Origin of the sequence: Yoonia tamlensis, from assembly GCF_900115105.1 — a bacterium.
Classification (GTDB): Bacteria; Pseudomonadota; Alphaproteobacteria; order Rhodobacterales; family Rhodobacteraceae; genus Yoonia; species Yoonia tamlensis.
In genome coordinates this window covers 699288-724653 of sequence record NZ_FOYP01000001.1, presented here as the reverse complement: position 1 = coordinate 724653, position 25366 = coordinate 699288, and the positions used below count along the sequence as shown (strand labels likewise).

General features: G+C 53.0%; 26 protein-coding genes and 2 pseudogenes. 3 read left to right on the top strand and 25 right to left on the bottom strand.

Features of this window, described 5'->3' with window-relative positions:
- Nucleotides 1-79 precede the first annotated feature (79 nt).
- The 3 genes from BM320_RS03800 to BM320_RS03790 form a co-directional block, all read right to left on the bottom strand.
- Nucleotides 80-1537 (bottom strand): UvrD-helicase domain-containing protein, encoded by a 1458-nt coding sequence (locus BM320_RS03800; protein ID WP_090196644.1) that lies wholly within the window; start codon nt 1535-1537, stop codon nt 80-82.
- Entirely contained in the window at nt 1530-3305 is a 1776-nt protein-coding gene (locus tag BM320_RS03795) for an ATP-dependent nuclease (RefSeq protein ID WP_090196641.1), read from the bottom strand. The genes BM320_RS03800 and BM320_RS03795 overlap by 8 nt, the downstream gene beginning before the upstream one ends.
- A 155-nt stretch (nt 3306-3460) precedes the next feature.
- Nucleotides 3461-3661, bottom strand: a complete 201-nt coding sequence (locus BM320_RS03790) for a hypothetical protein (protein WP_090196638.1) — start codon at nt 3659-3661, stop codon at nt 3461-3463.
- A gap of 293 nt (nt 3662-3954) precedes the next feature.
- Between BM320_RS03790 and BM320_RS03785 the strand changes: the two genes are divergently transcribed.
- Nucleotides 3955-4185 carry a hypothetical protein gene (locus BM320_RS03785; RefSeq protein WP_090196635.1) on the top strand — a complete coding sequence of 77 codons (231 nt, stop codon included), beginning with the start codon at nt 3955-3957 and terminating at the stop codon, nt 4183-4185.
- Nucleotides 4186-4529: 344 nt separating this feature from the next.
- Here BM320_RS03785 and BM320_RS03780 read toward each other — a convergent pair whose 3' ends face one another.
- The 5 genes from BM320_RS03780 to BM320_RS03760 all read right to left on the bottom strand — a co-directional run bounded on the left by BM320_RS03780 (nt 4530) and on the right by BM320_RS03760 (nt 9004).
- A complete protein-coding gene (locus tag BM320_RS03780; protein ID WP_090196633.1) occupies nt 4530-4826 on the bottom strand; it encodes a hypothetical protein in 297 nt (98 codons plus the stop codon).
- A 154-nt stretch (nt 4827-4980) separates the two neighbouring features.
- Nucleotides 4981-6753 carry a bifunctional DNA primase/polymerase gene (locus BM320_RS03775; protein WP_165614983.1) on the bottom strand — a complete coding sequence of 591 codons (1773 nt, stop codon included), beginning with the start codon at nt 6751-6753 and terminating at the stop codon, nt 4981-4983.
- Nucleotides 6754-6775: 22 nt separating this feature from the next.
- On the bottom strand, nt 6776-7000 hold the full coding sequence (locus tag BM320_RS03770) for a helix-turn-helix transcriptional regulator (protein WP_090196627.1): 225 nt from the start codon (nt 6998-7000) through the stop codon (nt 6776-6778).
- Nucleotides 7001-7113: 113 nt separating this feature from the next.
- Nucleotides 7114-7845 (bottom strand): hypothetical protein, encoded by a 732-nt coding sequence (locus tag BM320_RS03765; protein ID WP_090196624.1) that lies wholly within the window; start codon nt 7843-7845, stop codon nt 7114-7116.
- Complete coding sequence (locus tag BM320_RS03760) at nt 7793-9004, bottom strand: tyrosine-type recombinase/integrase (protein ID WP_090196622.1); 1212 nt, start codon at nt 9002-9004, stop codon at nt 7793-7795. Before BM320_RS03760 ends, BM320_RS03765 begins: the two co-directional genes overlap by 53 nt.
- A gap of 264 nt (nt 9005-9268) precedes the next feature.
- Here BM320_RS03760 and BM320_RS03755 point away from each other — a divergent pair, with 264 nt between their 5' ends.
- Complete coding sequence (locus BM320_RS03755; protein ID WP_090196619.1) at nt 9269-10273, top strand: HNH endonuclease signature motif containing protein; 1005 nt, start codon at nt 9269-9271, stop codon at nt 10271-10273.
- 9 nt (nt 10274-10282) lie between these two features.
- On the opposite strand, the gene BM320_RS03750 is transcribed toward BM320_RS03755, so the two are convergent.
- The 9 genes and pseudogenes from BM320_RS03750 to BM320_RS03710 form a co-directional block, all read right to left on the bottom strand.
- A complete protein-coding gene (locus tag BM320_RS03750) occupies nt 10283-10900 on the bottom strand; it encodes an HNH endonuclease family protein (RefSeq protein ID WP_090196616.1) in 618 nt (205 codons plus the stop codon).
- Entirely contained in the window at nt 10900-12483 is a 1584-nt protein-coding gene (locus BM320_RS03745; RefSeq protein ID WP_165614982.1) for an AAA family ATPase, read from the bottom strand. The genes BM320_RS03750 and BM320_RS03745 overlap by 1 nt, the downstream gene beginning before the upstream one ends.
- Before the next feature lie 500 nt (nt 12484-12983).
- Nucleotides 12984-13181, bottom strand: coding sequence for an alpha-ketoglutarate-dependent dioxygenase AlkB (locus tag BM320_RS16585; protein ID WP_090196612.1), 198 nt, complete (start codon nt 13179-13181; stop codon nt 12984-12986).
- A 31-nt stretch (nt 13182-13212) separates the two neighbouring features.
- A pseudogene (locus tag BM320_RS03735) lies at nt 13213-14385 on the bottom strand (IS3 family transposase).
- Between the two features lie 102 nt (nt 14386-14487).
- On the bottom strand, nt 14488-15108 hold the full coding sequence (locus BM320_RS03730) for a protein-methionine-sulfoxide reductase heme-binding subunit MsrQ (RefSeq protein ID WP_242650946.1): 621 nt from the start codon (nt 15106-15108) through the stop codon (nt 14488-14490).
- 53 nt (nt 15109-15161) lie between these two features.
- Complete coding sequence (locus BM320_RS03725) at nt 15162-16007, bottom strand: NAD(P)H-binding protein (RefSeq protein WP_090196608.1); 846 nt, start codon at nt 16005-16007, stop codon at nt 15162-15164.
- Nucleotides 16008-16064: 57 nt separating this feature from the next.
- Nucleotides 16065-16556: a nuclear transport factor 2 family protein gene (locus BM320_RS03720; protein WP_242650945.1), complete on the bottom strand. Its 492-nt coding sequence runs from the start codon at nt 16554-16556 to the stop codon at nt 16065-16067.
- Between the two features lie 54 nt (nt 16557-16610).
- The gene (locus tag BM320_RS03715; protein WP_090196604.1) at nt 16611-17081 is read right to left on the bottom strand and encodes an ester cyclase; all 471 of its coding nucleotides are present in this window, start codon (nt 17079-17081) and stop codon (nt 16611-16613) included.
- Nucleotides 17082-17124: 43 nt separating this feature from the next.
- On the bottom strand, nt 17125-17418 hold the full coding sequence (locus tag BM320_RS03710; protein ID WP_090196601.1) for a DUF2218 domain-containing protein: 294 nt from the start codon (nt 17416-17418) through the stop codon (nt 17125-17127).
- A 94-nt stretch (nt 17419-17512) separates the two neighbouring features.
- Here BM320_RS03710 and BM320_RS03705 point away from each other — a divergent pair, with 94 nt between their 5' ends.
- Entirely contained in the window at nt 17513-18406 is an 894-nt protein-coding gene (locus BM320_RS03705) for a LysR family transcriptional regulator (protein ID WP_090196598.1), read from the top strand.
- A gap of 101 nt (nt 18407-18507) precedes the next feature.
- On the opposite strand, the pseudogene BM320_RS03700 reads toward BM320_RS03705, so the two are convergent.
- The 8 genes and pseudogenes from BM320_RS03700 to BM320_RS03665 form a co-directional block, all read right to left on the bottom strand.
- Nucleotides 18508-18763: pseudogene (locus BM320_RS03700) on the bottom strand (IS3 family transposase); the annotation flags it as partial.
- Between the two features lie 261 nt (nt 18764-19024).
- Nucleotides 19025-19762 carry an SDR family oxidoreductase gene (locus tag BM320_RS03695; protein WP_090196595.1) on the bottom strand — a complete coding sequence of 246 codons (738 nt, stop codon included), beginning with the start codon at nt 19760-19762 and terminating at the stop codon, nt 19025-19027.
- A gap of 21 nt (nt 19763-19783) precedes the next feature.
- Nucleotides 19784-20116 carry an L-rhamnose mutarotase gene (locus tag BM320_RS03690; protein ID WP_090196592.1) on the bottom strand — a complete coding sequence of 111 codons (333 nt, stop codon included), beginning with the start codon at nt 20114-20116 and terminating at the stop codon, nt 19784-19786.
- Nucleotides 20113-21171, bottom strand: a complete 1059-nt coding sequence (locus BM320_RS03685) for an ABC transporter ATP-binding protein (protein WP_090196590.1) — start codon at nt 21169-21171, stop codon at nt 20113-20115. Before BM320_RS03685 ends, BM320_RS03690 begins: the two co-directional genes overlap by 4 nt.
- Nucleotides 21172-21174: 3 nt before the next feature.
- Nucleotides 21175-22008, bottom strand: coding sequence for a carbohydrate ABC transporter permease (locus tag BM320_RS03680; RefSeq protein ID WP_090196587.1), 834 nt, complete (start codon nt 22006-22008; stop codon nt 21175-21177).
- A 3-nt stretch (nt 22009-22011) separates the two neighbouring features.
- Entirely contained in the window at nt 22012-22896 is an 885-nt protein-coding gene (locus BM320_RS03675) for a carbohydrate ABC transporter permease (RefSeq protein WP_090196584.1), read from the bottom strand.
- 26 nt (nt 22897-22922) lie between these two features.
- Nucleotides 22923-24143: an ABC transporter substrate-binding protein gene (locus BM320_RS03670; RefSeq protein ID WP_090196581.1), complete on the bottom strand. Its 1221-nt coding sequence runs from the start codon at nt 24141-24143 to the stop codon at nt 22923-22925.
- A complete protein-coding gene (locus BM320_RS03665) occupies nt 24140-25327 on the bottom strand; it encodes a mandelate racemase/muconate lactonizing enzyme family protein (RefSeq protein ID WP_207496846.1) in 1188 nt (395 codons plus the stop codon). Before BM320_RS03665 ends, BM320_RS03670 begins: the two co-directional genes overlap by 4 nt.
- Between the last annotated feature and the right edge of the window lie 39 nt (nt 25328-25366).

Genomic DNA, 25366 nt, shown 5'->3' with positions numbered 1-25366 from the left:
ATTAGACCTTCTCGTTGGAGACAGTCACGCACCCTGTCACGCGATATCTTGGAAGACACGAGAATGAATGCCCTAAACATCATTTATCTCCCCATGAAACTTTGGATTGAGATGACAACACGGTCACCGACCTCGTCGCACGCGTGAGAGCGACATACCAATCTTCTTTGGTCATTCCATCGTACTCAACGATTATTACATGCTCGAACTCCAAGCCTTTCAATAGAAGTGTACTGCCGACACTCCTTCGGGCGACATGACGGCCTAGGTGCCGGGATTTGGCTTCAATGTCCCCCGCTGTTTCAGAAAGCAGTGCGCCCGTTGCTCTTGATGTTCGCAACGCTGCGAGCATCATGCGAAGAAGCTCTCGACGATAAGGGAAAATGTCGTCTCGATTCAATATCCCTTCAACAAGTTCCAGCACGTGCAGCAATCCGCCCGGCTTTGCAACATGGTCTCCGATGTCTATGAGATCACCGAATTTGGGTCGCCCAGACTTACCTCCCTTTTGGTGAGACACAACAGATTTTGCGAAGTCAGCCCTGAGCCCAACAACGCATTGCTTCACGAAATCTAAAACTGCTGTGAGCCTGTATTCATCGTCCGCCTCTTCTATGGACTTCGCGTGCTTCCGTAGCGCCTTGCACGAAACTGGCTCAACAACAGCAAACTTCTGCTTTGCAAGATTCTCTGCGATCTTAGCGCGCGATCCCTCGGACGCTGATTGAGCCACGACCACCAAAGTGCCTTCTAGGGCCATGGTATCAAGGCAAACCTCTGATACCTTTTTCGACTTTGGGACAGGCCAATCAGGCAACCAATGCCGTTGAATACCATTTCCATCGACTCTGAAATCCATCGCTTCACCAGCTTCAAGCTGTGCCCTCAGCTCAACCAATCTATCGCCGAGTTCGGCATTCGCATTGTCATTCCTCCAACGCCAAGGCTTGGTCAGCTTTGCGATGTTAGGGAAATCTCTTTCGACAACCTCATACCAATCGACAACACCATCGAACTTGAAAATTGATTGCAGGGGGTCCCCAAAGACACAGACGGGAACAAGCCGATTGAGTTCCACAATTAGCGCATGCTGGCTTTCACTACAGTCCTGATACTCATCAACAAAAACGCAATCATAGGTGGCAAGGATCACATCATCGATAGCGTGAGAACCGACGAGCTTTTCTGCAGCAGGATATACAGCTGACCAATCTTTGTTACTCTGTGGGTTGATATTTTTGATCCCAGAGGTCTTTGGATAGCCGTTCGCAAATCGCAGGCTCCAACTCGCTATGGTATCGAGCCTAAAAGAAGCCGCTGGCACATTTAGTCTGCGCAACCTTTTCTGCAGTACGTCTACGCCCGCGAATGTATGGGTTAGAATGAGACAGCGTTTCGAAACCTCCGGATCATCACTGATTGCTTGCACGGTTCGCGCAATTTGCTCAGTTTTACCGCACCCGGCGGCTGCGATTACGCTTCCGGATTTAGTCGCGCGAATGATGGCCGTGACTTCCTCTTGGGAAAGCTCAGGCATCGACCCAGTGCCTCACTTCATTTATTGTTATCGCAAGTGGGGTCTCCGGAATGGCTTTGAGACAATCGAAGACAATCTTGCCCAATTGCTCTCCGCGCGTCATGTCTTTGAACCATGATCGATCTTCTTTACCCCCTGTATTTTTTGCGACTTTGAGAGTGGCTGCCGCGGCTAACCATATGCGATTATCCTCAGAGTCGGCGAGTATGTTTAAGGCGGCTCGATCAATGTCCGCTGGCCCCATGCCAGCCAAACATAGATTACTCAGAACCCTTCCTTCGCCGACAACCTCGAGAGCATAGTCGATTATTTCCCGCACAGTGGCCCATGGAACATCTAGAAAGATCCTGCGTTCGATATCACAGTCGTCTTCCCATTCCGCGACTTGCCCTCCAGCTTCCTTAAACTTTTCCTTGTTCACCTCAGAAACAGGAACATCCGTGTCAAGCAACGTAAAGCAACTGTAGCCTAATTTCTGCATATGCAGTCCGAACTTCACGGCATTGTCGTTTCCGCCACCGTCAATTGCAACGACGCCTTGATAGGCGAATGACTCCTTGTCTTCGGCGCACCATAGGTCATCCAGTCCTCGCCAAAATCCTACTTCTGTTCGCCCCTCACCGATTAACAAGCGTGGAGCTAAAAAAGCATTTGGGTTGGATCGAACATGCCGTTGCGCAGTTTCCTCTTGCCCCTCTGATGGTCGAGCGCACTCAACGGAAACATTGCCTGCGGGGCTCCGAACGCAAAATAATTCTGAAACATCCAATTCGCAAACAACGACTGGTGAATGAGTTGTCAGGAAGGTTTGATGTACGATAGGTGGCGCGTCGCCTTGCTGTGGAAATCCTGATCGAAGGAAGCGCAGCAGACGCATTATGCGGTGTGGCTCCAGCCCCAGTTCGAGCTCATCCACCAATGTGATATTCTGCTTCGGGCCTGAGTTCTGGACACCAGCGACCATGAGGCGTGACGATCCGCTTCCAAGGGTTCTCAGCGGCATATCGCCATCGTGCAAAGAAACTGCGCCCGAAGCTAGCATACCGGAATGGATATCTAACTGGGCTTCGTAGCCTTGAACCTTCGGCACAAGAAAGTCCGCGCCGACCTTCTCAGTCAGTTTAACTACATCATCAAACGAACTACGGTCCCCTGCTGCGAATGATGCCTTTGCCTGTCTGACTGAGCTTGCCAGCAACTCAGACGCATTCGGCCCTTTCTCAAGCCTTCCGAGCACAGAATTTCGACCCCATGTAAGGTGGCGGTCCGCGTATTCCCCAAGTCGGTTTGGTGCGGTGGATTTCGCGTCCTTAAAGCCAAATCGAGGTGGCTCACCTTCAAGACGCTCGTTGAATATCTCCCATTTCCATTCAAGGGTTTCTGGATCAAGCAATGCTTTTACCGTCAAAGCTGTCTGGTCGCCGTCTGCCTTTTCATCATTTATTTTTTTGGCTGCCTCGTTCCAGCCTCGCAAGTAGAGCCCATATTTTTGCTCCACGACCAACTCATCTGGAAGATCGACGAGCGTCAAACAAATCTCGGGTTTACTAGTAGGGTCGCAACGAAATAGGTCGGGATCGCTTCCCGTGTAGCCGTAACGGGGGGATAGGCCGATCTCAATGGCGTCCAAAATCGTCGTCTTGCAGGAATCCCCCGGACCAATCATGCAATTTACGGATGGTGAGGGTGACCATTCAAGTACTTTGATGCCACGGAATTCTGAAATTAAAATGTGCGCAATTCTCATGATGAAATCATCTTGTTCCATCGCGCTTAGATTGTAAATCGTGACGTTATCTCAAAGCTAGAAGTATTGCTGCTTCGTACCACATTCGCAGTTAAGTCATTTAGACAATAGGTGAACTTATACCCGGCCAAAAGGGCCGCACAGAGCGGCCCAATCTCTTGGCGACTTTTTCTTTGCTATCGCTTTACCGCATTCCTAGCTTCTTCCAGTGCCTTTGATCCCCGCACCCATTGCCATGGAGTACGCGGTTTTCGAGCCTTTGCAAGTTCAGGGTTCGCATTTGAGTCACTAACGGCAGCGCGTAACTTTTCGCGGGCCTCGCGTGTGTCGATTTTGAATTCTTCGCAGAGGACTTTAAGCGTGATGATGTCGGACATATCAATCTCCTAGGTTTCTGATGCAGATCGATAAGACGCAGGCAGCGGGCATGTCAGGGACAAACCCATAACTAAGCACCGGAAGACACGGCGTTACGCGCACGTGGCCGCGTTACAATGAGCCACAGCCCCCTGAGGCCGGACGAAACGTTGTGTTGTGACGCAATCATTGCTGACATGAGTACTGGCCCCGGTACGCCGCGCCAACGCTCAACGCGCGAGGAAATACCCTGACGCGTGGCACCTTCGATCTTAATGCGCTGTTGCAACCGTATTTAGCAAAGGAGATCACAATGGCTATTCGGGCAACATGGAAATTCAATGGGCAACAAAAAACCATACTCGGAAGCGGACACCGCCTGTGGTGCCTACTGTTCGGTCCCTTCTATTATCTTTTCAAGGGCATGTTCTTGTGGTCGATACTATCTTTGATCACCATAAACGGCCTGTGGATTGGCTTCCCGCTTTACAACCGCACAATTGTACTGCGCCACTTCCACAAAAAAGGATGGGTACAAGAATGAAGGACAGAGCGTCCAACCAAGCAGATTGCTACCCGAATGGAACCCAGAGCATCGCTTTGAAGTTCAGCGCGATTGCGGACCACCTGAAAAGGTTCAGCTATTTGGCCCCGGCTCGAAACCGACAGACTAATAGATAGTCCTCGGGTCGGTTCGGGACGTCTTGCCTATCGCCTACAGCGGCGCTGCGACAATGTAACAAGAAGGGGATGAGGGAGGTGTTTTTTTGACCGGCGCGCTATGCGGACAAACAAGCAGTGACATTGATTTCCAAGGTTTTGGACCGCCAGCCGCTTACGAAACTGACGATCATGCGCGCTTTAGACGCTCTAGCCTATAAGCCTCGGTCAATTAACCTTATTGCGCGGGACGAAATTCATCGGCAGTTTCCCGTCCCGCCGCAATGCCCGGTAGCTGTATATATGCCTCTTGATCGTTGTCGCATGTTTAAAGGCAAGATCAGTGGGAGAGTAGGTTTCGAAACCGTGAAACGACGCATAGAATCCAACGACTTCTATCAGAGCTTCGACAACGTCGGTGTTCGTCAGCGCGTTGTCATCAGTGCCGTCAATTTTGCCTTCGTTCAGGATCGCTGCTTGGATGGCAGTTTTCAGACGTTTTTGCATTACTTTATGGGTGCTCATGAGGTGTTCCTTATGTGTTGGGATAGGTAGTTTCAGCCCGATTTCATTGATATTGCTGAACCTGCGTTTTATTTGCTGGGATGATCACTTGCTCAATATTCACATACGTGTCTGAATTCTGAGCAAGTGAATGTTGTACGGTTGTTGCTGCGTCTCACGGCAGAGCCCAGACAGACTCCTTTCCGTCTTTCGACTTAATGACGCCGAGTGTGTCACCTGCGCGGCGTAGCGTGGCCAACGTGATGCCGTTTGTGGCTGCCATACCGTCCAGCACCTTTTTCTTAGTTGGGCCACGGCGCAGCACGCTTTCCAACCACGCAGTTGCGGTATCTCGGGCTTTTGGTGGCCGACCACGTTCAGCTTCGGGCGGGGCTAGAAGATCATCGGCGGTCATATCTGGATCGCATTCATGCCAGACGATCTTCGGATGGGAGCGCGGTCCATCGCTCTCCATTTCGAAGACGATGGCGGGACCGGCTTTTGAATAGTTTGACTTCGCGTGCACAATTGCCCGTTTTTTGGGGTTGTCTGGATGTGGCGCAAGTATCAGCCCTGACCTAACCCGTGCAGAGATCGATATTGACCCGATACCTTGGTGCATTGCGTGATCAGCCCGCGACTTACGGAGGTGCCGAACAATGAGGATCGCCGCGTCAAAATCCCGCGCCAGTTGATCTAGCTGAATCATGAAGTGCATAGTCTCAGTGGCGTTGTTGCCGTTCGAGCCCTCCTGCATGAACGCAATGATTGGGTCGATGATAACCAATGCGGGGGTATTTGAGGTTAGCTCTTGCCGCACCAGCGCCAAGCCGCGCTCATCAAGCGTGAACGGTTCATCTTGATATCGCACCTTCGAAACGTCGGCTCCGGCTTTCATCAACCTTGGTTTGAGAACCCTCGACGGGTCATCCTCCGCTGACATGAACAGCACCGACCCTTGCTCAATCTCATCAGTAAAGGGTGGTGGCTTGCCTGTTGTAGCGGCAGCGGCGATTGCGCAAGTAAAGGTGGACTTACCTTGTCCCATGTTTCCGTCGAGGACGGTAATCGCACCCTTGATAATGTAAGGGTAGGCAAGAAACTGCGGTTCGGATTCTTCGACATCCCCAAGCCATCCAAAGGCTTCGTCGCTGCCCGTGTCATACTTGCCAACGCTGTCGGCAATGCGGTCAACTTCATCAGCGCCAAGAGGTGGGTTACAGACTGCGCTATTGACTGCTTGCAAAACGGTAGCGAGGGCTGTGTCGCCAAGTCCCCGATACCTCAATGAGCCAGCGATCTTGGTTAGCTCATTGTTACGGCCACCGGCTTTGAATGTCCCTTCATTTTGAAAGCTTGCTGTGCGTCTGCCTTTGCGTTCAAGCGAACCTACAAACGACGAGGGCAGTTTCCCGATGGGTCTTTTGTTGCCGCGCCATCGATACGATTTTCCACTATGATGATTGCTCGGAGGCACTACGATGTACCCGCTCTCAGCATCTTTGATATCGATGCCATCAAGGGGCGTTTTTTTCTTGGGGAGCGCCTCTGAGGCCCGAAAGTAGTGATGCATACCTCTGCCAGTTTGGACCGCCAAAGTCTGTTTGAGGTCTAGAGCCTCGAAAGTCTTAGCGCCTTCGGGGCCATCGACATCAAGTGCCACCAACCCTTGTGGAAGGATCACACCCAGATTTGCGTCTGGGTGAGCTTTGAATGCACGACGTATCTTAGTGACACTGCTGGTGGCACTGTGCTGACCCTTTGGGAAAAGATCGGCGATTGGGTGCTTGCCGGGGCTACTGCACTGGCGCTTACCGCACGTGCATGCACCGTTTTCATTGATGCCATGTAGGGCAATAATTTTTGCACCCTGCCGCGCCCATACCAGCGCAGCTGTGGTGATCGAGGACGACTTCATGTCATCCTCAAAGCGAAATGCTTTGGGCATCTCATTCTCCTTTTCTAGATGATCAGTAGTCTGCGTAGTGTGTGTGAGCACGTTCAGCATCGCGCTCAGCGAGCCATTCCTCGATCTCGGACATGAACCACGCGACAGTGGTTCCGCCCATCCTAATTCGGCGAGGAAAGCGCCCTTGGGCCTCCCAGCGCAGTTTCGTGGTGTTCGAAACGTTGATGCCCATGCGCTTTAGGTCTTCGCGCGTGGCCAGCGTCTTCGTGAGTGCATTGTCTGTCATATTTTTCCCTTTCATGACTAAGGGAACCGGCTCCTGCCTTGACAGTGACACATCTAAAAAGGTGCTTCATTTCAAATCAATGAACGAAATGGGGGTGTTTTTAAGTATTTGGTTCAGCGACGTTGCGAGTAGCGGGCGACAGCTTCTTGTATCTGTGCGTTCAGCTTCTCCACGCTTCGTTTGGACGCCTTTAATTTGGGATAGTGAACGGCCAGGAACGGCTTTGCGGCTTCACGTATGAACTCGGGAAACAAGCCGTCGATGTCTTTTTCGAAGGCCGTTCTCTTTACGTGTTGAATTCCGACGATATCGATGAATACCTCGGTCATTGCATCAACGATAAGCTGCAAGGTTTGGGCGTGGTTTGTGCCGCCTTCGGTTTTCTCTGCTGATTTTTCGACCGCTCCCAATAGTTGGCGCAAATCAAATATCGCGTCGCGCGTGCGCTCCACGCGCGTGCGCATCTCAGATGCCGGATAAAACCTCATTTTGCCTGCGTTGTCCCTGATACAGACTGATGACAGGTGCTCAGTTGCATCATCAAGTTCGCCAACGACTTTTCCTAGAGAAATATCCAACTTGTCCGCCCAGAGATGTTTTTGGGACAGAGTTGCCGCTCCTCCCACGAAACCAACTGCATCCGTTAGGTGCTCCGCCGTAGCCGCCAACTGAAACCGAAGGCGCTGAATTGTATCTGGGTCGGTAATTGCGACTGCGGCTGCGATTTCTTGGCAAATCTGTTCGGTGTAGATTTCTGTCCACGGATTGCCGCCCTCAGGATAACTGAAATCGTCACATTCGACCCAGCGATCTGGCGTCTCTACATCCAACAGATTGCGGATCATTCTTGGTCTTTGTGATTTCTTCGATACGGGCATTCCATGTCTCCAATGCCTCGCGTTTTTCGTCGGCATATGAATAGACATTGTAGATAGCTGCCACGCCTGAGACCACACCCGTTTTGTGGTTGAGTAGCGCTTCGGTGACGGGCTGTGGAATGCCGAGCTGGGCCATGTTGGTAGACATCGTGCGGCGCAGGTCGTGAATGATCCATGACTCCGTGCCTTCGGTTAATGCCGTGTCGAGCCGATTCTTCACGCGCCCGAATCCCGACACGGGCGATTTGCCGGTGGTCGTGAACACATAGTCAGAATTGAAGAACCTCGGCGGCTTGCGCAGCACCTCAAGCATCGCGTCGGTGATTGGCACAGTATGCTGTTTACCGTTCTTTGCTCGAGATGACGGCAACGTCCAAAGGCGCTTTTCAAGGTCCAATTCTGACCAGCGCATTTCAGCAACCTCGGCGCGTCTCTGGCCGCTGAGCATCAAGAGCTTGATGCAATCCCCGAAAGGATAGCCTTGGTCATCACAGGCCGCCCACAGCGCGCCCAGCTCATCGTCCGACAGCACGCGCTCACGTGGCTTTTCTTTTGACAGTGGTTTCATCCCGGAGATGGGATTGGCCTCGATCATACCGCGCTCGACGCACCAGCCCATAAGGTGCTTCAGATAAGCTAGCGCACGGTTTGCACTGACGGGTGCGGATTTGTGAATAGTGTCACAAGCTTTGACTACATCAGCGCGTTTTATTTCATGGATTGGCTTACCGTGCAGGGTTGTGAATTTTGCGAGCAAGGCGTTCTTACGTGTGCAATCCTTGTTGTGTATCTTGGCATACTTCTCAATGTAGTCAGGGATCACGTCGCCAAGCGTAGGCTTGTTCTCAGCCTCAATTCCAGTGCGGTCTTCAAAATTACCGGTCTCAATTTCGTAGAGAATTTGCCGCGCTCGCTCTCTCGCTTGAACGAGTGAAAAAGGCCCAAAGTGACCGATCGTCAGCCGTGTCATCTTACCATTGATGCGTTTGTGAAAGCTGAAAGTCTTGGTGCCGGATTTATTCACACGAAGGACCAAGCCGGGAACCACAGTGTCACGGAAGTCTTCCCGCTTGGCTGGGTTTGGCTTTCTGGTCTCGATGAACTTAGTGGTGAGTTTCTGTATCATAGGTCCATGATAAGAGACTGGGCTTTGCCTCGTCAGGGACAATCCTAGACGCTGTGAAACGAGTCAGCTCATATTGCATGAGTTCCCATCAGGCTATGACGTCTCAATCGACGGTTGACTTCGCATCCATGGAAGCGACATTCTTCCTTTGCGTATCAGAGCAAAAGGCAGCACCTGACGCCTAGTTTCACGTCTGCCAATAACAAACGGCACCGGATCGAATAGTTCGGAGAAGGCCGAGGCAACTTTGCACTGGAGAGTGTAATGCAATCATTGAACCAAACGGTCTCGCAGGTGGGCGGTCAAGAACACCTGCTGGAAGTCTACGAAAACGAAATCCAAGTGGAATATCGCGGCGAACGATATCACGTTCGCGACAACGGTGCGGTGTACCGTCTCAATGAATATCGAAAACGGGCCCGTCCTCTGGACAAAACTTGGAGCTTCGGACGCCAAAACCAAACAACTGGTTATTACCATTTGGCAGGTGTCCCAGTGCACCGCATCGTTTGTTCAGCTTTTCACGGCGAACCACCTACTGAACAACACGTTGTGGATCATATCGACACAAACCGCGCGAACAATCGACCTGAGAATTTACGATGGCTGACGCGGCTGGAAAATGCACTGTTGAATAAAATCACGGCGCGCCGCATTGAGCTGGTGTATGGCTCTATCGAAGCCTTTCTCGCCGATCCGTCCAAGCTCCAAAGCGACGCGTCTTTTCCAGATGTCTCGTGGATGCGAACTGTATCGAAAGACGAGGCTGCCAAAACGAAATCACGTTTCGAAACATGGGCGCGAAGTGGATCAGTTCCCAGCGGAGGAGCAATCGGCGAGTGGTTGTATGGTACTGACGAGCGCGCAGATTTTGAACCTGATCCTGAGGAGTACGAGTCCCTTACGCCTTCAGTAATCCAAGTTCGTTGGCGCGTTCCGACGGAATTTCCAGAATGCCCTTCCGAGGTTTCGGATAACGCACTGGAACTATATACGGAGAACCTTGTTTTTGGGACGGTTTTCGCACGAAACGACATTTATCAGAGCTTGGTGGTTCAGCGATCGCTATCCGAAGATGCTTTGGTTGTTTTGACCCACGATCCCAGCCCGAATGCGATTAAGGATTGGGCGGTGGCGCAAATCTCAATCCATGGTGAGTTCTTTTACCATCGCAGCGAACATCAGTATTTCTCGCTCCAAGGAGCACTGAAGGCGTTTTGTGAACTGACCGGAGACAGCTATGTGGACTGCATGGATGACTATTGTTGAACAGACGAGTTAGCCGATAGGTCGACCAACCGCTCGTTTCAAAACATCCGAGTACCCGTTTGGCAATGCCTCGGTGTCACGCGCAAAAAGAAAGTCTTTGGCGCGCTCTTTCGTCAACTGTGTGGAGTCGAGTTTCATCTGGTCGATCGTCCACAATCCTTTGTTAGACAAACCTTCAATAACAACTGGAAACCCGACATCTCCATCCACGAACCTAATATGGTCTTCAGTGTTGTCAAAATACGGGTGAACAATATGAAACTCAGAGTTGGAATACTCGGCGTTGGGCATGGACACCGTGTTCAACTCACCTTTTATCTCAAAGCCGTTGCAATATTCACAAGCGATAGCGAGGTTGTCAGGAAGAAACGTCCACTGGCCATACGTTCCCTTAGGAGCGATATGATCGCGATGTGCCGTACGATGACCTTCTTCCGAAACCTCCAGAGTGCACCAAACGCAGCGCGAGCCTTGCATCTCAAGGCCTTGCGTCATTACTTCTGATTTAAAACTGACAACGCGGTTTGCTTTGCTTTTCCACATTCCTGATTTTTCGTCGTCTGGTATCTGGTTTAAGGCTGTTTGAATGTTTGCAGGAATTACTGCGCTATGGTCTAAATTGAGCATTAGTCGACCCCACGTTCGAGAACTATCTGAATGCGGGCAAGAATTTCTATCAATGCCTCGTTATCAGGCTCATTTATTACCTGCAGACGCCCAAAAATCTCAACCAGCTCTTGATGGTCGAAGTCATCAACGCCAGATACAATTCTAAGAGCTTTTGTCAGATCACGCTCTACATAAAAGTTGCTTGTAGTCGCGATTCCGAACACTCGATAGAGAATGTTCTCGGGGGACCTGCCATAGACACCGCCGTCAAATGATTGGAACCGGACTCCCGGTTCGTTCGTCGAAACCGTTAGAGACGCCTTGCCCTCAGCCAAATCCGCAACCATGAAGTGAGAATGTGTGGCTAGTATGACATGTGTTTCGGGGAAGAAAGATAACGTTTCTAGAAGTCTGGGAAGATATAGGCGCTGCCACGCAGGATGTAAGCTTACCTCAGGCTCATCGATAACCAACACCGAGTTTCGTCCCAGCTCAGCAACAGAGCGAATAACTGTACCCAAAACTTGTTGTTCACCAGAACTGAGCTCAGAAAACTGAACCTCGTATTGAGACTTGGTGAAAACGAGGGCCGTGTCCGAGATGACGCGCAGGCTTCGCCCAATCTTGATCATTTCGGCCACATCAAACTCGGAGAAGAGGTCTGGCATTTGGTCTACGTCAAATGCAAGTGAATAAGCGATCGGCCGATAACGCAGCCTGCTACTCCTTTTTCGAGTGGGAAATTCTCGAAGTGCACACAAGAAAGGCCAGAATGCGTTTAGATTTCTATGAGTTTCTTCACGACGATCTTCGCTAATTGGGCGGCGTGTACCACCGAATTGCTCCAAACGCGACATAGCTTCATTAGCAAACTCTTCAAATATTGTAGTTTCGTAGTAAATCCTCCGATCAAGTCCAATCTCAATTTTTAGAGAGGGTCCCAGCCTTAGGTCTGAAAGCCAGTTACTAAAGATGGCTGGCGCTCGCACTCTCTGCATCGCGTCAATAAAACTCAGTACAACCTTGCTTTCCAGAGCCCCTGTAGTCGTCATGTTGGTGGCTTGGCGCAATCCAAGATAGATATAGAAGTCATCATCATGATGTCTGTTGAACTTAAAGCGATCAGTTGGGAGGTGTGCTACCGCGATTGCTTTGTCCGGAAATGGGAAAGTAAATGGCTCAACAAGCTCCGAATTCTGCCAGACGCGCAAATTGCGTTGATTTCTCTCAATCGTCCAGACGTCCTTGCCTAGTCTATACTTGACTGTTGCTTGGGAACTCTGAGTGTTCTTGCCTTTTACGCTCAAACTGCTTTTGCGATGTCTCGCGTCTGGAAAAAGCTCTTGGTTTTGTGGTCTGAACTGTGATTTGGAATCTTGGGCAGCGTCGCCACCTTCGTTCAGTTCGCGCCTAAGGCCATCGATATTGGTCAATTCTTCGACCAAAGATGCAAGAACACGGCTCTTGTTTGAGCCATTCGGCCCGATCAAAATAGACGCCTTGGGTCCAACCTCGTTTTCTTGATTGGCGAACAGTGGCAGATTGAACTCCGGCGTACTGTACGAAATTATGTAGAAATCTTTTAGTTCAGAATTTTCCAAAGTTCTTATCCCAATACCAACTTTCGCCCTCACAACTTTGCGGCGATCAAAATGCGCATGCAAGTCCTGAAGTCGGATGCTAGCCACTATGCGTCAATTGGTGATGGTAAATTCTCGTCGTCCCACAGCCGCAGTCACCTTGGGTATCACTGGGGTTGCAGGAGCAGTGTGCTTGAATGCTCTGGTAGGAGACAGACCGAGACGATCTGCCGAGTACAAAGATCAAAATTTTCAATAGGCTAAGCGGCGTGTTGAGCTTTCCTGAAACAGCCTGCGCAGATAACAACGCTAATTGAAAATCCTCGTGTCGGTGGTTCGATTCCGCCCCTGGGCACCATTTAGAACCATGTATGTAAACGGTTTTTTATCCAAAGCTACTTCCAATAGCCTTGAAGAACTACCTAATGGGCTACTTCTGCGCTACAAAACGTATCCGGTTGTGACCTGCTCCATTTTTGACCCGCTATTTTAGGTTAGCTCCATGACCGAACCTCAAAACCTCATACAAAACGCATTTTTCTAAAGGTGAGCGACAAACGCCGTGATCTGGAGTGTTTCTGCCCATTAACGATATCGCTTTTGCGTGAAGGAATGGCATGCGTCCAGACATGTCTCGCCTCACCTGAAATCACCAACAGACTCCTAGGCTCAAGTGCCAGATCGACCAGCTGGCTGATTCTTCGGTTTTCCAAGCGCATGATACAGGAAGTTTGAGATGCCCTTAGTTTTCTAGACACCTGCCTCGTTCATTCGCTGCTGTCTTATTTCATAGTCAACCGGTGACTGCATGCCCTTGTTCGTTTGCTTTCGTGTTGGGTTGTAGAACATCTCAATGTAGTCGAACACGTCCTGCCTTGCTGCGTCGCGTGTGAGGTAGGTTTGCCGCCTGATCCGTTCGCGCTTTAATAAGTGGAAGAAGCTTTCTGCGACTGCGTTGTCAGGACAATTCCCGCGCCTGCTCATGCTGGCAACCAAATTGTGTTTGCTAAGGAACGACTGCCACTCTTTGCCGGTGAACTGGGAACCTTGGTCTGAATGGATCAGTACTTTTTGCTTTGGTTTGCGCCGCCAAACAGCCGCTAATCGTGCCTGCAATGCGAGGTCTGTGGTCATCCGAGATTGCATTGACCCTTTGCCCGTCAGGCGATTTGCAAAGCAAATCTGCTGAGATGAGGCCAACGACACGCCGTGAGAACAGATCAATTGCAACAGCCAAATACGACCAACCTTCGTGCGTTCTGATGTACGTGATATCAGTCACCCAGACGCAATCAGGCGCATTCACTTCAAACTGGCGCCAAGGTGTTGTCAGCGACGACAGCAGGCCTGCCGCCATAACGACCAGAGCGACGTTTATAGCCAATCTGTGCTGCGATGCCTGCAAGGCTGGCCAAACGTGCCACACGGTTCTCCGAGCAGGTCTCGCCTGCGGCTCGAAGGTCATCGGTCAGCTTTCGATATCCATAGACCTTGCCGCTGTCACTCCATGCCTGCCGGATCAGCTCCGTTTGCCGTGCATCTTCAAGCGCACACTGGCTTAACGGTTCCTTAACCCATGCATAAAAACCGCTGAAATGAACCATCAACACGCGGCACAGCGGGCCTCTATAAACGCATACTTCACTGAGACTCGCGCGCGAAGTATGCGGTCGCCTTTTTTAAGATTGTCCGCTCCTCGGTCACGCGGGCCAGATCACGCTTCAACCGCTTGATCTCAGCAGCCTGTTCCGCCACCTCCGATCTAACGCGCGGTGACTTCCCAAACTGCGCCTTCCACGTGTACAGTGATTTGGTGCTAATCCCCAGTCGCTCAGCTACCTCACTGACCGCATATCCACGCTCAACAACTTGCGCTACGGCGTCCTGCTTGAACTCATCCGTAAACCGTATTCCCTTGTTCATATTCGTCTCTCCTTGGTTCTAAAATTGCCAAGCAAAGCGTCTACAAATCTAGGGGCATCTCACCGCATTGAACTAGCCGGTCTTCCCTGTTGTTCTTTCCGGTTAAACCAGCCGGGCCCTCTGGCGGCGTAAATTGTGACCCAGTCGATAAGCCTCCAGCGCAATCAGCGGAACAAAATGCACCATCGCAGCACCAACCCCGCCCCAATTATGCAGCGCTGCCCAATGCAAAAGCGTTAGCATCGCCGCACCGTAGACCAAGCGTTGAAGATTTTTCCAGCGAGGTCCCAGTTTGCGCACCCAGCCGTCTGTCGATGTAACGGCCAAGGGCACGAAGATCAGAAAGGCAAGCCAGCCGGTCCAGATGTAGAGTTTGGACATTTCGCCGCCCGTAAAGGCGACTGCACCTTCGTCAAAAAGGTATAAAGCGGTATGTGCCAAAGCATAGGCAAATGCCGCAACACCAAGATACCGCCGCCGCTTCATCAACCATCGCGGTCCACGCCAACCTTTAAACAACATCACCAACGGCGTGATCATCATGGTGATGATCATAAACCTTGCCGCAAATTCACCGGTAGGGTGCAGCAGTTGATGGGCTGCTTCAGGATCGCCAGAGGTCAGGCCGATCACCATTGGAATGGCAGGCAATGTTAGGATGCCCCAAAAAGTATAAGGTGAATTGAAGAACGATTTCGTTAAGGACATTGAAGTTACTTTCATCTCGTGGCGTTTGCCTGAATAGGGCACTCAAGCCGCAACGCAAAAAGGGGTTCTCAACCTGCGAGGGATCCGAAATAATCGGGCCAGCTTTGGTGATCTCTGCCAGCAACAGCTTCAAAATTGCTGGGCACATCGTAAATACCACGACGAATACCCGCATATATGCCGCCGATGATTGGGCCTATGAAATCGCCCAGCTCGGCTGTGCGATCTGCGACGTACTCTTCTGGCGTCATTTCGCGATAGGTCAGCGACGTGCCGAATGCACCGTTCAAGTAACCAGTAAGCTCGGTTTGACTGATGGGAGTGCCCCACAGGTTAAACGTCTGGCCGTTGAAGTTATCATTGGTCAATAGACAAGCGTAGGCATGGGCCAACTCAGAACGGGTTGTGTAGCCGCATTTGCCCGCTCCGGCGCTGTTGGCAATCTCGCCTCTGGCTTTGTAGCTTTCAATATATTCCACATCCGGTTCGATATAGATGCCGTTGCGCCCGATGGCAAAGGCAAGCCCGCTGTCGCGCACATCGGCCTCGGTCTGGCGGTTGCTTTGCACGACGGGCGAAAAGGCTGTGCCCTCTTCGGCCCCTTGAATGCTGGTATAAACGATCTTCCTCACACCTGCGGCCTTAGCCGCCTCAATGACATTGCGGTGCTGCTGAATGCGGGCGTCGGGGGCATCCATACCGGACACGAGCAACAAGGTATCAACGCCCGCTAAAGACGCTCGCAACTGATCCGGTTGCCCGTAATCGCCAGCGCGGATTTCAATACCAAGATCTTTTGCGTTCGCAGGGGTGCGGGCAAGGCCGATGATGGTCTCGCCATCTGCGGTTTCGATCAGATTGCGGGCAATTGCCCCGCCAAGTTGGCCTGATACGGCTGTAATCGCGATTGTCATTGTGGGGTTCCTTCATTGCGGCGGATGGGCGCAGGAAGCGCCCATCTGATTGATTTCTTAACCGTGGTAGGCTTGGCTGATCGCAAAGCTGTCTTCAAACCAGTTCCACAAAACCACCTGACCATCGCGCACTTTGGCACGCAGGGCGAATGTGAACTCACCGATTTCTTTGCCGCTATGCGTCGTGATCCCATTCATGTGACCAAACACGGCAACCGTATCACCAGAGGCGAATGCGTCGGTGTTTTCCCATTTGGTGGTCTGAAAGTTGGCTGCAAAGACGCCGAGGAACTCAAAGATGGCTTCTTTGCCGACAGTCTCGCCAATCCACGGCAGCGACGTGTCGCCTTCAGTGTGCCAGACCATATCATCAGCCATTAGATTGCCCATCGTCTCCATGTCTCCGCTGCCCATGGCACCCATAAAGGCCATGACGGTATCAAAGCTGGCTTGTGTTGTTTCGTCCATGTTCTGCGCTCCTACTTGTGTGCCAAGGATCAGCGCAAGCGACGCGCCGAGGGATGTTTTGAGCAATGTTCTACGGTGCATGATGCCCTCCTGCGGGGTGTTGGCCCAGATTTCTCTGGGCCGTTACCGTTTGATTTATTGACCGGAAAGCTGTTGCAGCGCGCCTGCCCAGTCTTCGACGTGGTAGGTGCGTGCGATGACGCCATCTTCCAACTCGTGGATGTCGATGGTCATGATGTCAAAGCTGCGACCTTCGCCATCAACACCGAAGAAGGGCGCGACAGGTGTGCCGGTTGCACGGCTGCGCACGACAAATGTGTTGCCGTCCTGGTACATGTCTTGAATGGCCCAGTTCAGGTCCGGCATCAGCTGCGCAAAGCCACCCATCTGACCGAGAAACGCTTCGCGGGTTTTGTTGTTGCCTGTATAGTCGCCCATGCTGGTCCACTGCTCAGAAGTCGCAGATTCAAATGCGGCGACGTGTTCTGCGGAACCCGGATTGCTAAGCAGTTCGTAGAATGTTGTCACTTTGGCTTTGTCGTCGGCGAATGCACCTGTGGCAAGAGTTGCGAGGGCGGCGGACGCAAAGAAGGTCTTAATTGTCATGGGATTTTCCTTTTTCTAGTGGGGGTTGGTGGTTAGGTTTGGGTTATGTCGTAGCGATAGTTTGCCAGTCGATCTTTGGGTTCTCTCGGAAGGCGAACCGTTCAAGATGGCTGCCAACTACGCGGCACGCTTTTGTAAGGTCGCTTTGGGTTTCGGCCGTGATCGTCAGATCAAGAACACTATGGTCGGCAGTCAAATTACATGCGCCGAACGGGAACTTGATCAGACCAGCCTGCGGGTCAAACTGCACCTCGATCTTGTGCGCAAAGTGCTTGCAGAGTTGCTGCAAGTAGCCGCTGGCCCGTTCAGTTGTAAATTTTGCGTTGCTGCTAAACATTGCTATCTCCTCTGCCTTGAACACAGAAATAGACAGTTCCGATCTTTATGATTATCCCATATGTTAAGAAATCATTTTTACAGGAATTAGAAAGATGATCGAAGATTACCGCAGCCTCGCCGTCTTTGTCGCGATTGCTGACACAGGGAGCCTAAGTGCGGCGGGACGTCGGTTGAAGCTTTCGACATCGGTCATCAGTCACCATCTGTCACGGCTTGAGGAACGTCAGGGCGTGACGCTGTTTTTTCGCTCGACACGGTCCATGTCTTTGACTCCAGAAGGCCAAATCGCGCTGGACCCCGCCCGCCGAATGGTCGCCGCAGGCGAAGAGGCCCTTGACGCTATCCACGCCGGTAACGAGGAACCCGTCGGCGCACTGCATGTGGCGATGCCTGCTTTCGGCGAGCACAGCAAACTGCATCAGGCGTTATGGGGGTTTGCCAAATTGCACCGGATGGTCGCAATATCGCTTCAGTGTAGCGACGTGCCGACTGATCTGGTTAAGGACGGGTTTGATCTCGCGATCCGGCTGGGCACCTTGCGCAGCAGCAGCCTGAAAAGCCGCCGTATTGCAGATTTCGAACGCCTACTTGTCGCTTCGCCGGACTACCTGTCCGCGCATACGCCCATTGCAGTACCGTACGATCTGGAGGCACATGACTTCATCTCGGTCACGCAAATTCCATCCATGATGACGATGGAACGCAATGACCAATCCGTGAGCATCACCCCGGCCAACATACGCATTGAGGTGAACACCGTAAATGCCGCCAAGGCAGCTGTGCTGGCCGGACTTGGTATCTGGCACTTGCCGCGAAGCGTGATCGAACAGGAGATATCCCAAGGTCGTTTGGTGCGCGTTCTGCCAGACTGGACCCTTCCTACCTTGGGTATTTACGCTGTTTGGCCGGACATCGGACCGCAAAAAGCCTTGACCCGACGGTTGATAGATCACCTTGTAGCACATCGTTCAGATTTGATGTTGTGAACATCCACATCAAACTCATCACAGTCACTTACCGGATACGCAAATGGGCCAAGAGCACCTTGGACCTGCCGCGCTTTAGTGCCGCCCCAAGTACTCGTTTTGGCCGCTTTTCGTGCGAATGCGACGGGGCTTTCCCAACCCGATGCCGAGTGGCGCGGCGTGGATTGTAGAAGCCATGTATGTATTCGAAGGTGGCCATTCTGACTGCCGCCGCGTTTCCCATGATCGCCGCCAGATCAGCTCTGCCTTGATAGTTTTGAAGCACGTTTCAACGGCGGCGCTGTCATAGCAATCTCCCTTGCCGCTCTTGGATGTCTTGAACCCCTACTGGCGCAGGATCTTCTGATAGTCGCGTGACGGGCAAGAGAGAAGATGCGCGATGCTTACATGCGATGAAGTATTAACAGTAGATTGATGGCCACGCCGGATTGAACAATAGCGCGCCCCCGTCGTTCGAAACGGGACAGGATATCGGGCGCAATATTGTGGGGGCAACCAATGCAACAGCACCGGTTTGCGGCGGCTTTGAAAGCTCGAACGGCGCGTTAAGCGCAATGATGCATTGCAAAACGCGCCGCATAACCCCGTCAAATCCGCATTTTGCGTCAGACAGGCAGGCTAGACATTGGCCCAACCGCCATCAATGACATGTGCCACGCCGGTGGTATATGCGCTTTCGTCAGAGGCCAGATAAGTGACCAAGGCGGCAATTTCTTCGGCTGTGCCAATCCGGCCAATCGGCTGGCGCGCGACAAAATCCGCGCGGGCTTTGGCATAGTCGCCCGTATCGGCAAGCCGCTGTTCGAGAGAGGGGCTTTCGACCGTTCCCGGACAGATCGCGTTGCAGCGGATGCCTTGGGTGATGAAATCTGCGGCGATGGATTTGGTCAGGCCAATCACCCCTGCTTTGGATGTGCCATAGACAAAACGGTTGGGCGCGGCGATGATCGACGATGCAACCGACGACATATTGATGATCGAACCGCCACCATTGGCAATCATCCCGGGCAGAAAAGCGCGGCACATGCGGTACATCGCTGTCAGGTTCAGGTTGATTGAGCGCGCCCATTGGTCTTCGTCACAATCCAGAATCGTGCCCGCAGCAACAAACCCCGCACAGTTGAACAAAACATCCGGCGCACTGCTTGATGCCAGCATTCCGGCGATGCTTGCAGGGTCGCAAATGTCCAAAATGCCGGTTTCCAGCCCTTGTTCGGCAAGCGATTTCAACGGCGCGGGGTTGAGGTCAGTGGCGATCACGCGCGCGCCTTGTGCGGCCATTGCCAATGCGCTTGCCCGCCCGATCCCCTGCCCTGCACCTGTCACAAGCGCGGTTTTTCCTGCCAGTCTTGTCATCTTTTTGCTCCGTCCATACCCTCAATCGAGGTGAAATACTTCTTCCATAACGGCCCAGCCGTCGTCTTCCATGCCTAGCCCAACTTGCATCGGTCCACAAATCGCCAGCCATTTTTTCATCACAGGGCGCGCGTCCAGGGCCGCCAGATCTGCGGCAAAATCATTCCCGTGATATTCCCAGTGGCCAAACAGGATATTTTCGGGGCAGCGCAGGTAAATTGTGTAGTTCCGGATATTGGCGGCGCGCAACGCTTGCTGTACGTCGGGCCATGTATCCGCATGCAGCGCACAATAGGCCGCGACCTGATCCGCGCGCAATTTGACCACCATGCCGCGCCGCTTAGGTGTTGTCATCGGATACGGTCGCCGTTTGCGTCGAACAAGAACACATGCTGCGGATCGAATGGCACGTTGATCATGTCACCCGCTTTCGGACGCATGGCGCGCGCTTCGACCAAAAGCGGCAGGTCCCCCCCAAGCATTCCATGCACAAATGCCGTCGCGCCAAGCTGTTCGACCACATCAATTTTCATCGCAACCGATGGTCCATTGGTGCCATTCAGGTGCTCGGGGCGGATCCCCATTTTCATGCTCTCGCCCTGGCGCAGTTGGGTCTGAAGCTGCGGCAGCGCAATCGTTAGCCCCGCAACTGTGACTTCGTTTGCGGATGCGGCAACGCAAGGCAGAAAGTTCATCGCAGGCGATCCGATAAAGCCTGCAACGAACGCGTTGTCAGGGTCATCGTACAGGTCGGTCGGCGCGCCAACCTGTTCGATAATGCCGCCCCGCAATACCACAATCCGGTCGGCCAATGTCATGGCCTCTGTCTGGTCGTGGGTTACATAAATCATTGTCGTATCAAGCGTTTGGTGCAAGCGCGCAATTTCAATACGGGTTTGCACGCGCAGTTCTGCGTCAAGGTTTGAAAGGGGTTCGTCAAACAAGAAAACATCGGGCTGGCGCACGATTGAACGGCCAATCGCGACCCGCTGGCGCTGTCCTCCCGACAGTTGCGCAGGTTTGCGATCCAGCAGATGCCCGATTTGCAGAATACGCGCGGCTTCTTCGACGGCTTTGCGCCGCTCGGGCTTGGCATGCCCTGCAAGGCGCAGCGCAAATCCCATATTTTCGGCCACCGTCATATGCGGATAAAGCGCATAGGACTGGAACACCATCGCAATGCCGCGATCATAGGGTTCAAGCTGTGTAACATCGCGATCGGCAATTTCAATTGTGCCAGATGTCACCACCTCAAGCCCTGCAATCATCCGCAGAAGCGTGGATTTACCACAGCCCGACGGGCCAACAAAAACCACAAATTCGCCAGGCGTAATCGCAAGATCGACCCCTTTGATGACCTCTACCGCGCCATAGGATTTCTTGAGATTTTTCAGCGTGAGATTTGACATGGGTTATCCTTTGACCGCGCCGGCTGCGATGCCTGCGACGATGTGCCGTTGAAACAGCAGGTAGATGATGACAATCGGCGCAGCGGCCAGCACAATGCCCGCCGCCAGCAGCGGCACGTTTGTTGTGTATTCGCCGCGCAGGGCCGTAATGCCGACCATGAGCGTGCGCTCGTTTTGCAAGACCAAAAGCGAAATCAACACGTCGTTCCAGCAATAGAGCGTGTTCAAAATCCCAAGTGTCAACAGCGCGGGCTTGCCCATAGGCAGCATCACATACCACCAAACTTGAAAAAACCGCGCGCCATCAATTCGGGCGGCTTCGGTCAGATCGCGCGGAATGCCCGCATAGAACGCCGTCATCAGATAGATCGAAAACGGCAGGAAAAACGCGGTATATGAAATGATCAACCCCGTGCGGGTGTTCAAAAGGCCGGTTGCGATAATGGTCTGGTAGAAGGGCACCAAAATCACCTGCACCGGAATCATCAACGCACCAAGGATCAGCACAAAAACCAGTTTGCGATGCGGGAACCGCAGCACCGCAAGCGCAAACCCCGCCATTGATGACACCAGCAGCAGCACAAACACCGCCCCGACGGTCGTGATCACCGAATTCATGAAATATTCCGAAAACCGCGCGCGCCCCCAAGCAGTGACAAAGTTCTCGAAGTTGGGGTCACTGACCATGCCGAACCGGTCAAGAATATAGCCGCGATTGTCCTTGAGCGCGTTATTTAGCGCAAAATAGATCGGGTAAAGGCAGGTCAGCGCCAAAAGGAACATCGGCACTGCCGCGGCCCACATCCCGCGGCGTTCTTTTTTGCTGTTTACCGCCATGTCTTAAACCTCTGCGTTGCGTTTCATGATGCGGATCTGCGCATAGGCAACCCCTGCCATCATCACGAACAGGAACATCGACAGGGCAGCGGCATATCCGGGGCGGTTCAATTTGCCCTGTTCCAGCCAGATCAGGAATTCGGGCAGCGTCGTCGCGGTACCCGGCCCGCCGCCAGTCAGCACATAAACCAGCCCGAACATATTCGTCAGCAGGCCCACAGTCGTGACCACCGCGACAAATTCAATGATCGGGCGCAGTGATGGGATCACGATGAACCAAAGCCGCTGCCAAAAGCGCGCGCCATCGATGCGGGCGGCCTCGATGATGTCTTCGGGAACGGTCGTCAGACCCGCCATAAAGATCAGCACCGACATGCCAAATGTCGACCAAAGCTGAACTGCGATCAACGCGCCCAACGCTGTCGATGATGACCCCAGCCAATCCACCGCATCAAAGCCGAATACCGCCAGAAATTCGTTCAGCGACCCGTCATAGCGCAATACCACGTTGAAAATCGCACCGACGATGACCGACGACAAAACCGCAGGGAGGAAATAGACAGCGCGGAAAAACTTGCCGCCGGGCACGCCTTGGTGAATGAGAATGGCCAGAAGCATCGGCAACATCACCATCATCGGCATCGTCGCAAGCAAGATCACGGTATTGGCTACCGAATCCTGAAACGTCGGGTCGTTCACAGCGCGCAGGTAATTGTCGGCACCAACCCAACGGGCGGTGCCGGCGTTGTTTGCATCCGTAAACGACATTCCGAACCCCCATCCCAGCGGGATGAGCCGGAAGATGATAAGCAAAAGCAGCGCAGGTGCCAAAAACAGAACCGCTATGCGTTTCTCGGCTTTGCTACCGATATTTGTGGCATCTGACATCTGCTTTTCCCTGTTTTCGACCGCGTTTACTTGTTCGCCAGCCGGGCAGCTTCCATCGCTGCAATTGCGTCGTCAACGCTGGTTTCCTCGCCCAGCAAAAGCTGGCTTTGGCGTTTCCATTCTTCCAGAACCGCAGGGTTCATCACACTATGTGCCATGCCAGCGGGCTGCGCAGTCATCAAGCCCAGAATATGCGTCAGCGTCGGGCTGCTCAGGCCGGATGTATCGACATCGGGGTTTGCAGGCAGCGCACCCGTGTCAAAGGCAAATATCGCTTCGCGGGTCGGATCTGTCAGGATTTTGACAAGATCCTGCGCGGCTTCTTGATTTTCGGAACTTGCCGAAACAGCCCAACCGATACCGCCCGTAAACGGAAGGTTGGCAACCTCTGCACCTGGCACGGGCATCGCAAATGCACCTAGGTTTTCATCGCCAAGAAACTCTCCGAATTGCTTCCAATGCGCAACGTCCGACAGCAAACCAACTGTATGGGCTGCTTCGGAACGCATGAACATTTCGTATTCATCCATGAATTTCGCTGTGGAATTGGCGCCTTCTTGCAGCCAGCCGCGCGCATTCATGTCCGCAAAAAGCGTGACGATGGCGCTGACCTTTGGATCGGTCCAAGGCAAATCACCGGCAGCCCAAGCCGCCATATCCGCATCCGTGAATGTGCTGGCTGTGGCCAAGGTTGCAAAAAATTCACCGCTAAAGCCCTGCTTGTTGCCAAAGGCAAAACATGGCACCGCATCTTGGGCGATGAAGGCTTCGCAAACAGTCGCAAGTTCGTCCCACGTTGTCGGTGCGGCATCAGGGTCCAATCCGGCGGCTTCGTAAAGCGCACGGTTGTAATAAATGACAAACCCCTGAATTGTCAGCGGAATGGCATATGCCGTGCCATCAACCGAAAACGCATCAACGCCCGCAAACCCCGCTGCTGCATCCCCAAGAGAAGACAGCGCGCCAACGCGGCTCTGGGTTTGAGAGCCACCGTGCAACAGCACAACATCAGGCCCCTGCCCCGACCCGAACGCCGTGCCAAGCAATGTGTAATACTGGTCATGCGGCTGCACGACAAAGGTGACGGTCGCACCTGGATGGGCTTCTTCATAGGCTTGTTTTGCGCTGTCATAATAGCCTTGCGTTGCCGGATCGCCGGATTTCCAATCCCATACGGTAAGATCCTGCGCCAACGCGCTGCCCGCGCTTAGCGCAAGCATGGATGTAAGCGTAAGCTTCAGTTTCATTGTGTCATTTCCTCCAAATTTGACGAAGTCTTTTCTGCTGCGGCCTGCGTGCGCAATGCTGCAAGCGGCGCGCAAACGGGGCCGGTTTTTAACGCAGTTTCATGCAACGGATCCGGCGCGGACCAAAGCCTGCGGGCATCGTCCGACAACGCGAACCCAAGGCCGGGGCGGTCTGACACATGCGCAAACCCGTCACGCATTTCGACGGGCGTATCGACCAGATGATCGTAGTTCTGGAACGCAAATTCCATCCATGCTGCTTCGGGCAAGGCGCAGGCGGCATGCACACCGGTTTCCAATGTGGTGTTGCCAAGCGCAACTGGCAGCCCGATTTCGGATGCCAGCCAGCCGATACGCATGACCTCGCTGATGCGGCCATGCAGATTGATGATATCGCAAGACCGCGACATCAATAGATCGGCCCGCCCCGCAACATCCAGATATTCACCCGAATTTATCTGCGTCCACGGCTCAGCACTGCACAAGGCGCGCAAGCCTGCAAAATCGCTGCGCAAGATGGGGTCTTCGACCCAAATCAAATCAAACCCCGCGCGGCGGAACATATCCAGTCGCATCAGCGCCTGTTTGGGTGACCACGCCTCGTTTGCGTCGATCATGATGCCCGCATCGGCACCGACCGTTTTGCGCAGCAGTTCCAGCCGGTGCAGATCCCATTGCGGATCGGCATGCCCCAGTTTGATCTTGAATGTTGTAAACCCGACATCGGCGGCATCTTGGAAGAACGCACAGAAATCTGTGTCCGACAGGTGAAACTCCAGACCGCTGGCATAGGCTCTGACCGCGCGACGTTGCCCCCCCAGATAATCCGCCAGCGGCAATCCCGCCTGTTGCGCCGCCAGATCCCATAGCGCGATTTGCATCGCCTCGCCAAAATCATATGTCGCATCCCGCTGGTTGCCGCCGCGCGGGCGGCTTACGCGGTGCAACAGTGTCTGCGGGGCCTGCCCGTCCAGCATTGGCCAGACATTGTCCGCAAATGTCGATTCCAACTGCGCAAGCGCTGGCATCGCATCCCAAAGCGCATGCCCAAAGCCAAGACCAACCCGCCCTGCCCCATCCTTGATTTCCAGCGCAAACCCGTGAAACCGGTCAAACCCGACCTGACTGTCGCCAATCACGCGGTCACGCTTGAATTCAAAGCGCGTAATCGCGAAATCTGTCATTCTGTTGCTTAACATGATCAATCAAGTCGCCCATCTGAT

Coding starts and splice junctions, on each gene's coding strand:
- BM320_RS16585 (WP_090196612.1), bottom strand. CDS start 13,181: ATGCGCTTGGAAAACCGAAGAATCAGCCAGCTGGTCGATCTGGCACTT.
- BM320_RS03710 (WP_090196601.1), bottom strand. CDS start 17,418: ATGTTTAGCAGCAACGCAAAATTTACAACTGAACGGGCCAGCGGCTAC.
- BM320_RS03760 (WP_090196622.1), bottom strand. CDS start 9,004: ATGATACAGAAACTCACCACTAAGTTCATCGAGACCAGAAAGCCAAAC.
- BM320_RS03665 (WP_207496846.1), bottom strand. CDS start 25,327: ATGACAGATTTCGCGATTACGCGCTTTGAATTCAAGCGTGACCGCGTG.
- BM320_RS03750 (WP_090196616.1), bottom strand. CDS start 10,900: ATGCTCAATTTAGACCATAGCGCAGTAATTCCTGCAAACATTCAAACA.
- BM320_RS03795 (WP_090196641.1), bottom strand. CDS start 3,305: ATGGAACAAGATGATTTCATCATGAGAATTGCGCACATTTTAATTTCA.
- BM320_RS03780 (WP_090196633.1), bottom strand. CDS start 4,826: ATGAGCACCCATAAAGTAATGCAAAAACGTCTGAAAACTGCCATCCAA.
- BM320_RS03790 (WP_090196638.1), bottom strand. CDS start 3,661: ATGTCCGACATCATCACGCTTAAAGTCCTCTGCGAAGAATTCAAAATC.
- BM320_RS03695 (WP_090196595.1), bottom strand. CDS start 19,762: ATGACAAGACTGGCAGGAAAAACCGCGCTTGTGACAGGTGCAGGGCAG.
- BM320_RS03720 (WP_242650945.1), bottom strand. CDS start 16,556: ATGCACCGTAGAACATTGCTCAAAACATCCCTCGGCGCGTCGCTTGCG.
- BM320_RS03770 (WP_090196627.1), bottom strand. CDS start 7,000: ATGACAGACAATGCACTCACGAAGACGCTGGCCACGCGCGAAGACCTA.
- BM320_RS03765 (WP_090196624.1), bottom strand. CDS start 7,845: ATGATCCGCAATCTGTTGGATGTAGAGACGCCAGATCGCTGGGTCGAA.
- BM320_RS03775 (WP_165614983.1), bottom strand. CDS start 6,753: ATGCCCAAAGCATTTCGCTTTGAGGATGACATGAAGTCGTCCTCGATC.
- BM320_RS03680 (WP_090196587.1), bottom strand. CDS start 22,008: ATGGCGGTAAACAGCAAAAAAGAACGCCGCGGGATGTGGGCCGCGGCA.
- BM320_RS03800 (WP_090196644.1), bottom strand. CDS start 1,537: ATGCCTGAGCTTTCCCAAGAGGAAGTCACGGCCATCATTCGCGCGACT.
- BM320_RS03730 (WP_242650946.1), bottom strand. CDS start 15,108: ATGAAAGTAACTTCAATGTCCTTAACGAAATCGTTCTTCAATTCACCT.
- BM320_RS03685 (WP_090196590.1), bottom strand. CDS start 21,171: ATGTCAAATCTCACGCTGAAAAATCTCAAGAAATCCTATGGCGCGGTA.
- BM320_RS03755 (WP_090196619.1), top strand. CDS start 9,269: ATGCAATCATTGAACCAAACGGTCTCGCAGGTGGGCGGTCAAGAACAC.
- BM320_RS03675 (WP_090196584.1), bottom strand. CDS start 22,896: ATGTCAGATGCCACAAATATCGGTAGCAAAGCCGAGAAACGCATAGCG.
- BM320_RS03715 (WP_090196604.1), bottom strand. CDS start 17,081: ATGACAATTAAGACCTTCTTTGCGTCCGCCGCCCTCGCAACTCTTGCC.
- BM320_RS03705 (WP_090196598.1), top strand. CDS start 17,513: ATGATCGAAGATTACCGCAGCCTCGCCGTCTTTGTCGCGATTGCTGAC.
- BM320_RS03670 (WP_090196581.1), bottom strand. CDS start 24,143: ATGAAACTGAAGCTTACGCTTACATCCATGCTTGCGCTAAGCGCGGGC.
- BM320_RS03725 (WP_090196608.1), bottom strand. CDS start 16,007: ATGACAATCGCGATTACAGCCGTATCAGGCCAACTTGGCGGGGCAATT.
- BM320_RS03785 (WP_090196635.1), top strand. CDS start 3,955: ATGGCTATTCGGGCAACATGGAAATTCAATGGGCAACAAAAAACCATA.
- BM320_RS03690 (WP_090196592.1), bottom strand. CDS start 20,116: ATGACAACACCTAAGCGGCGCGGCATGGTGGTCAAATTGCGCGCGGAT.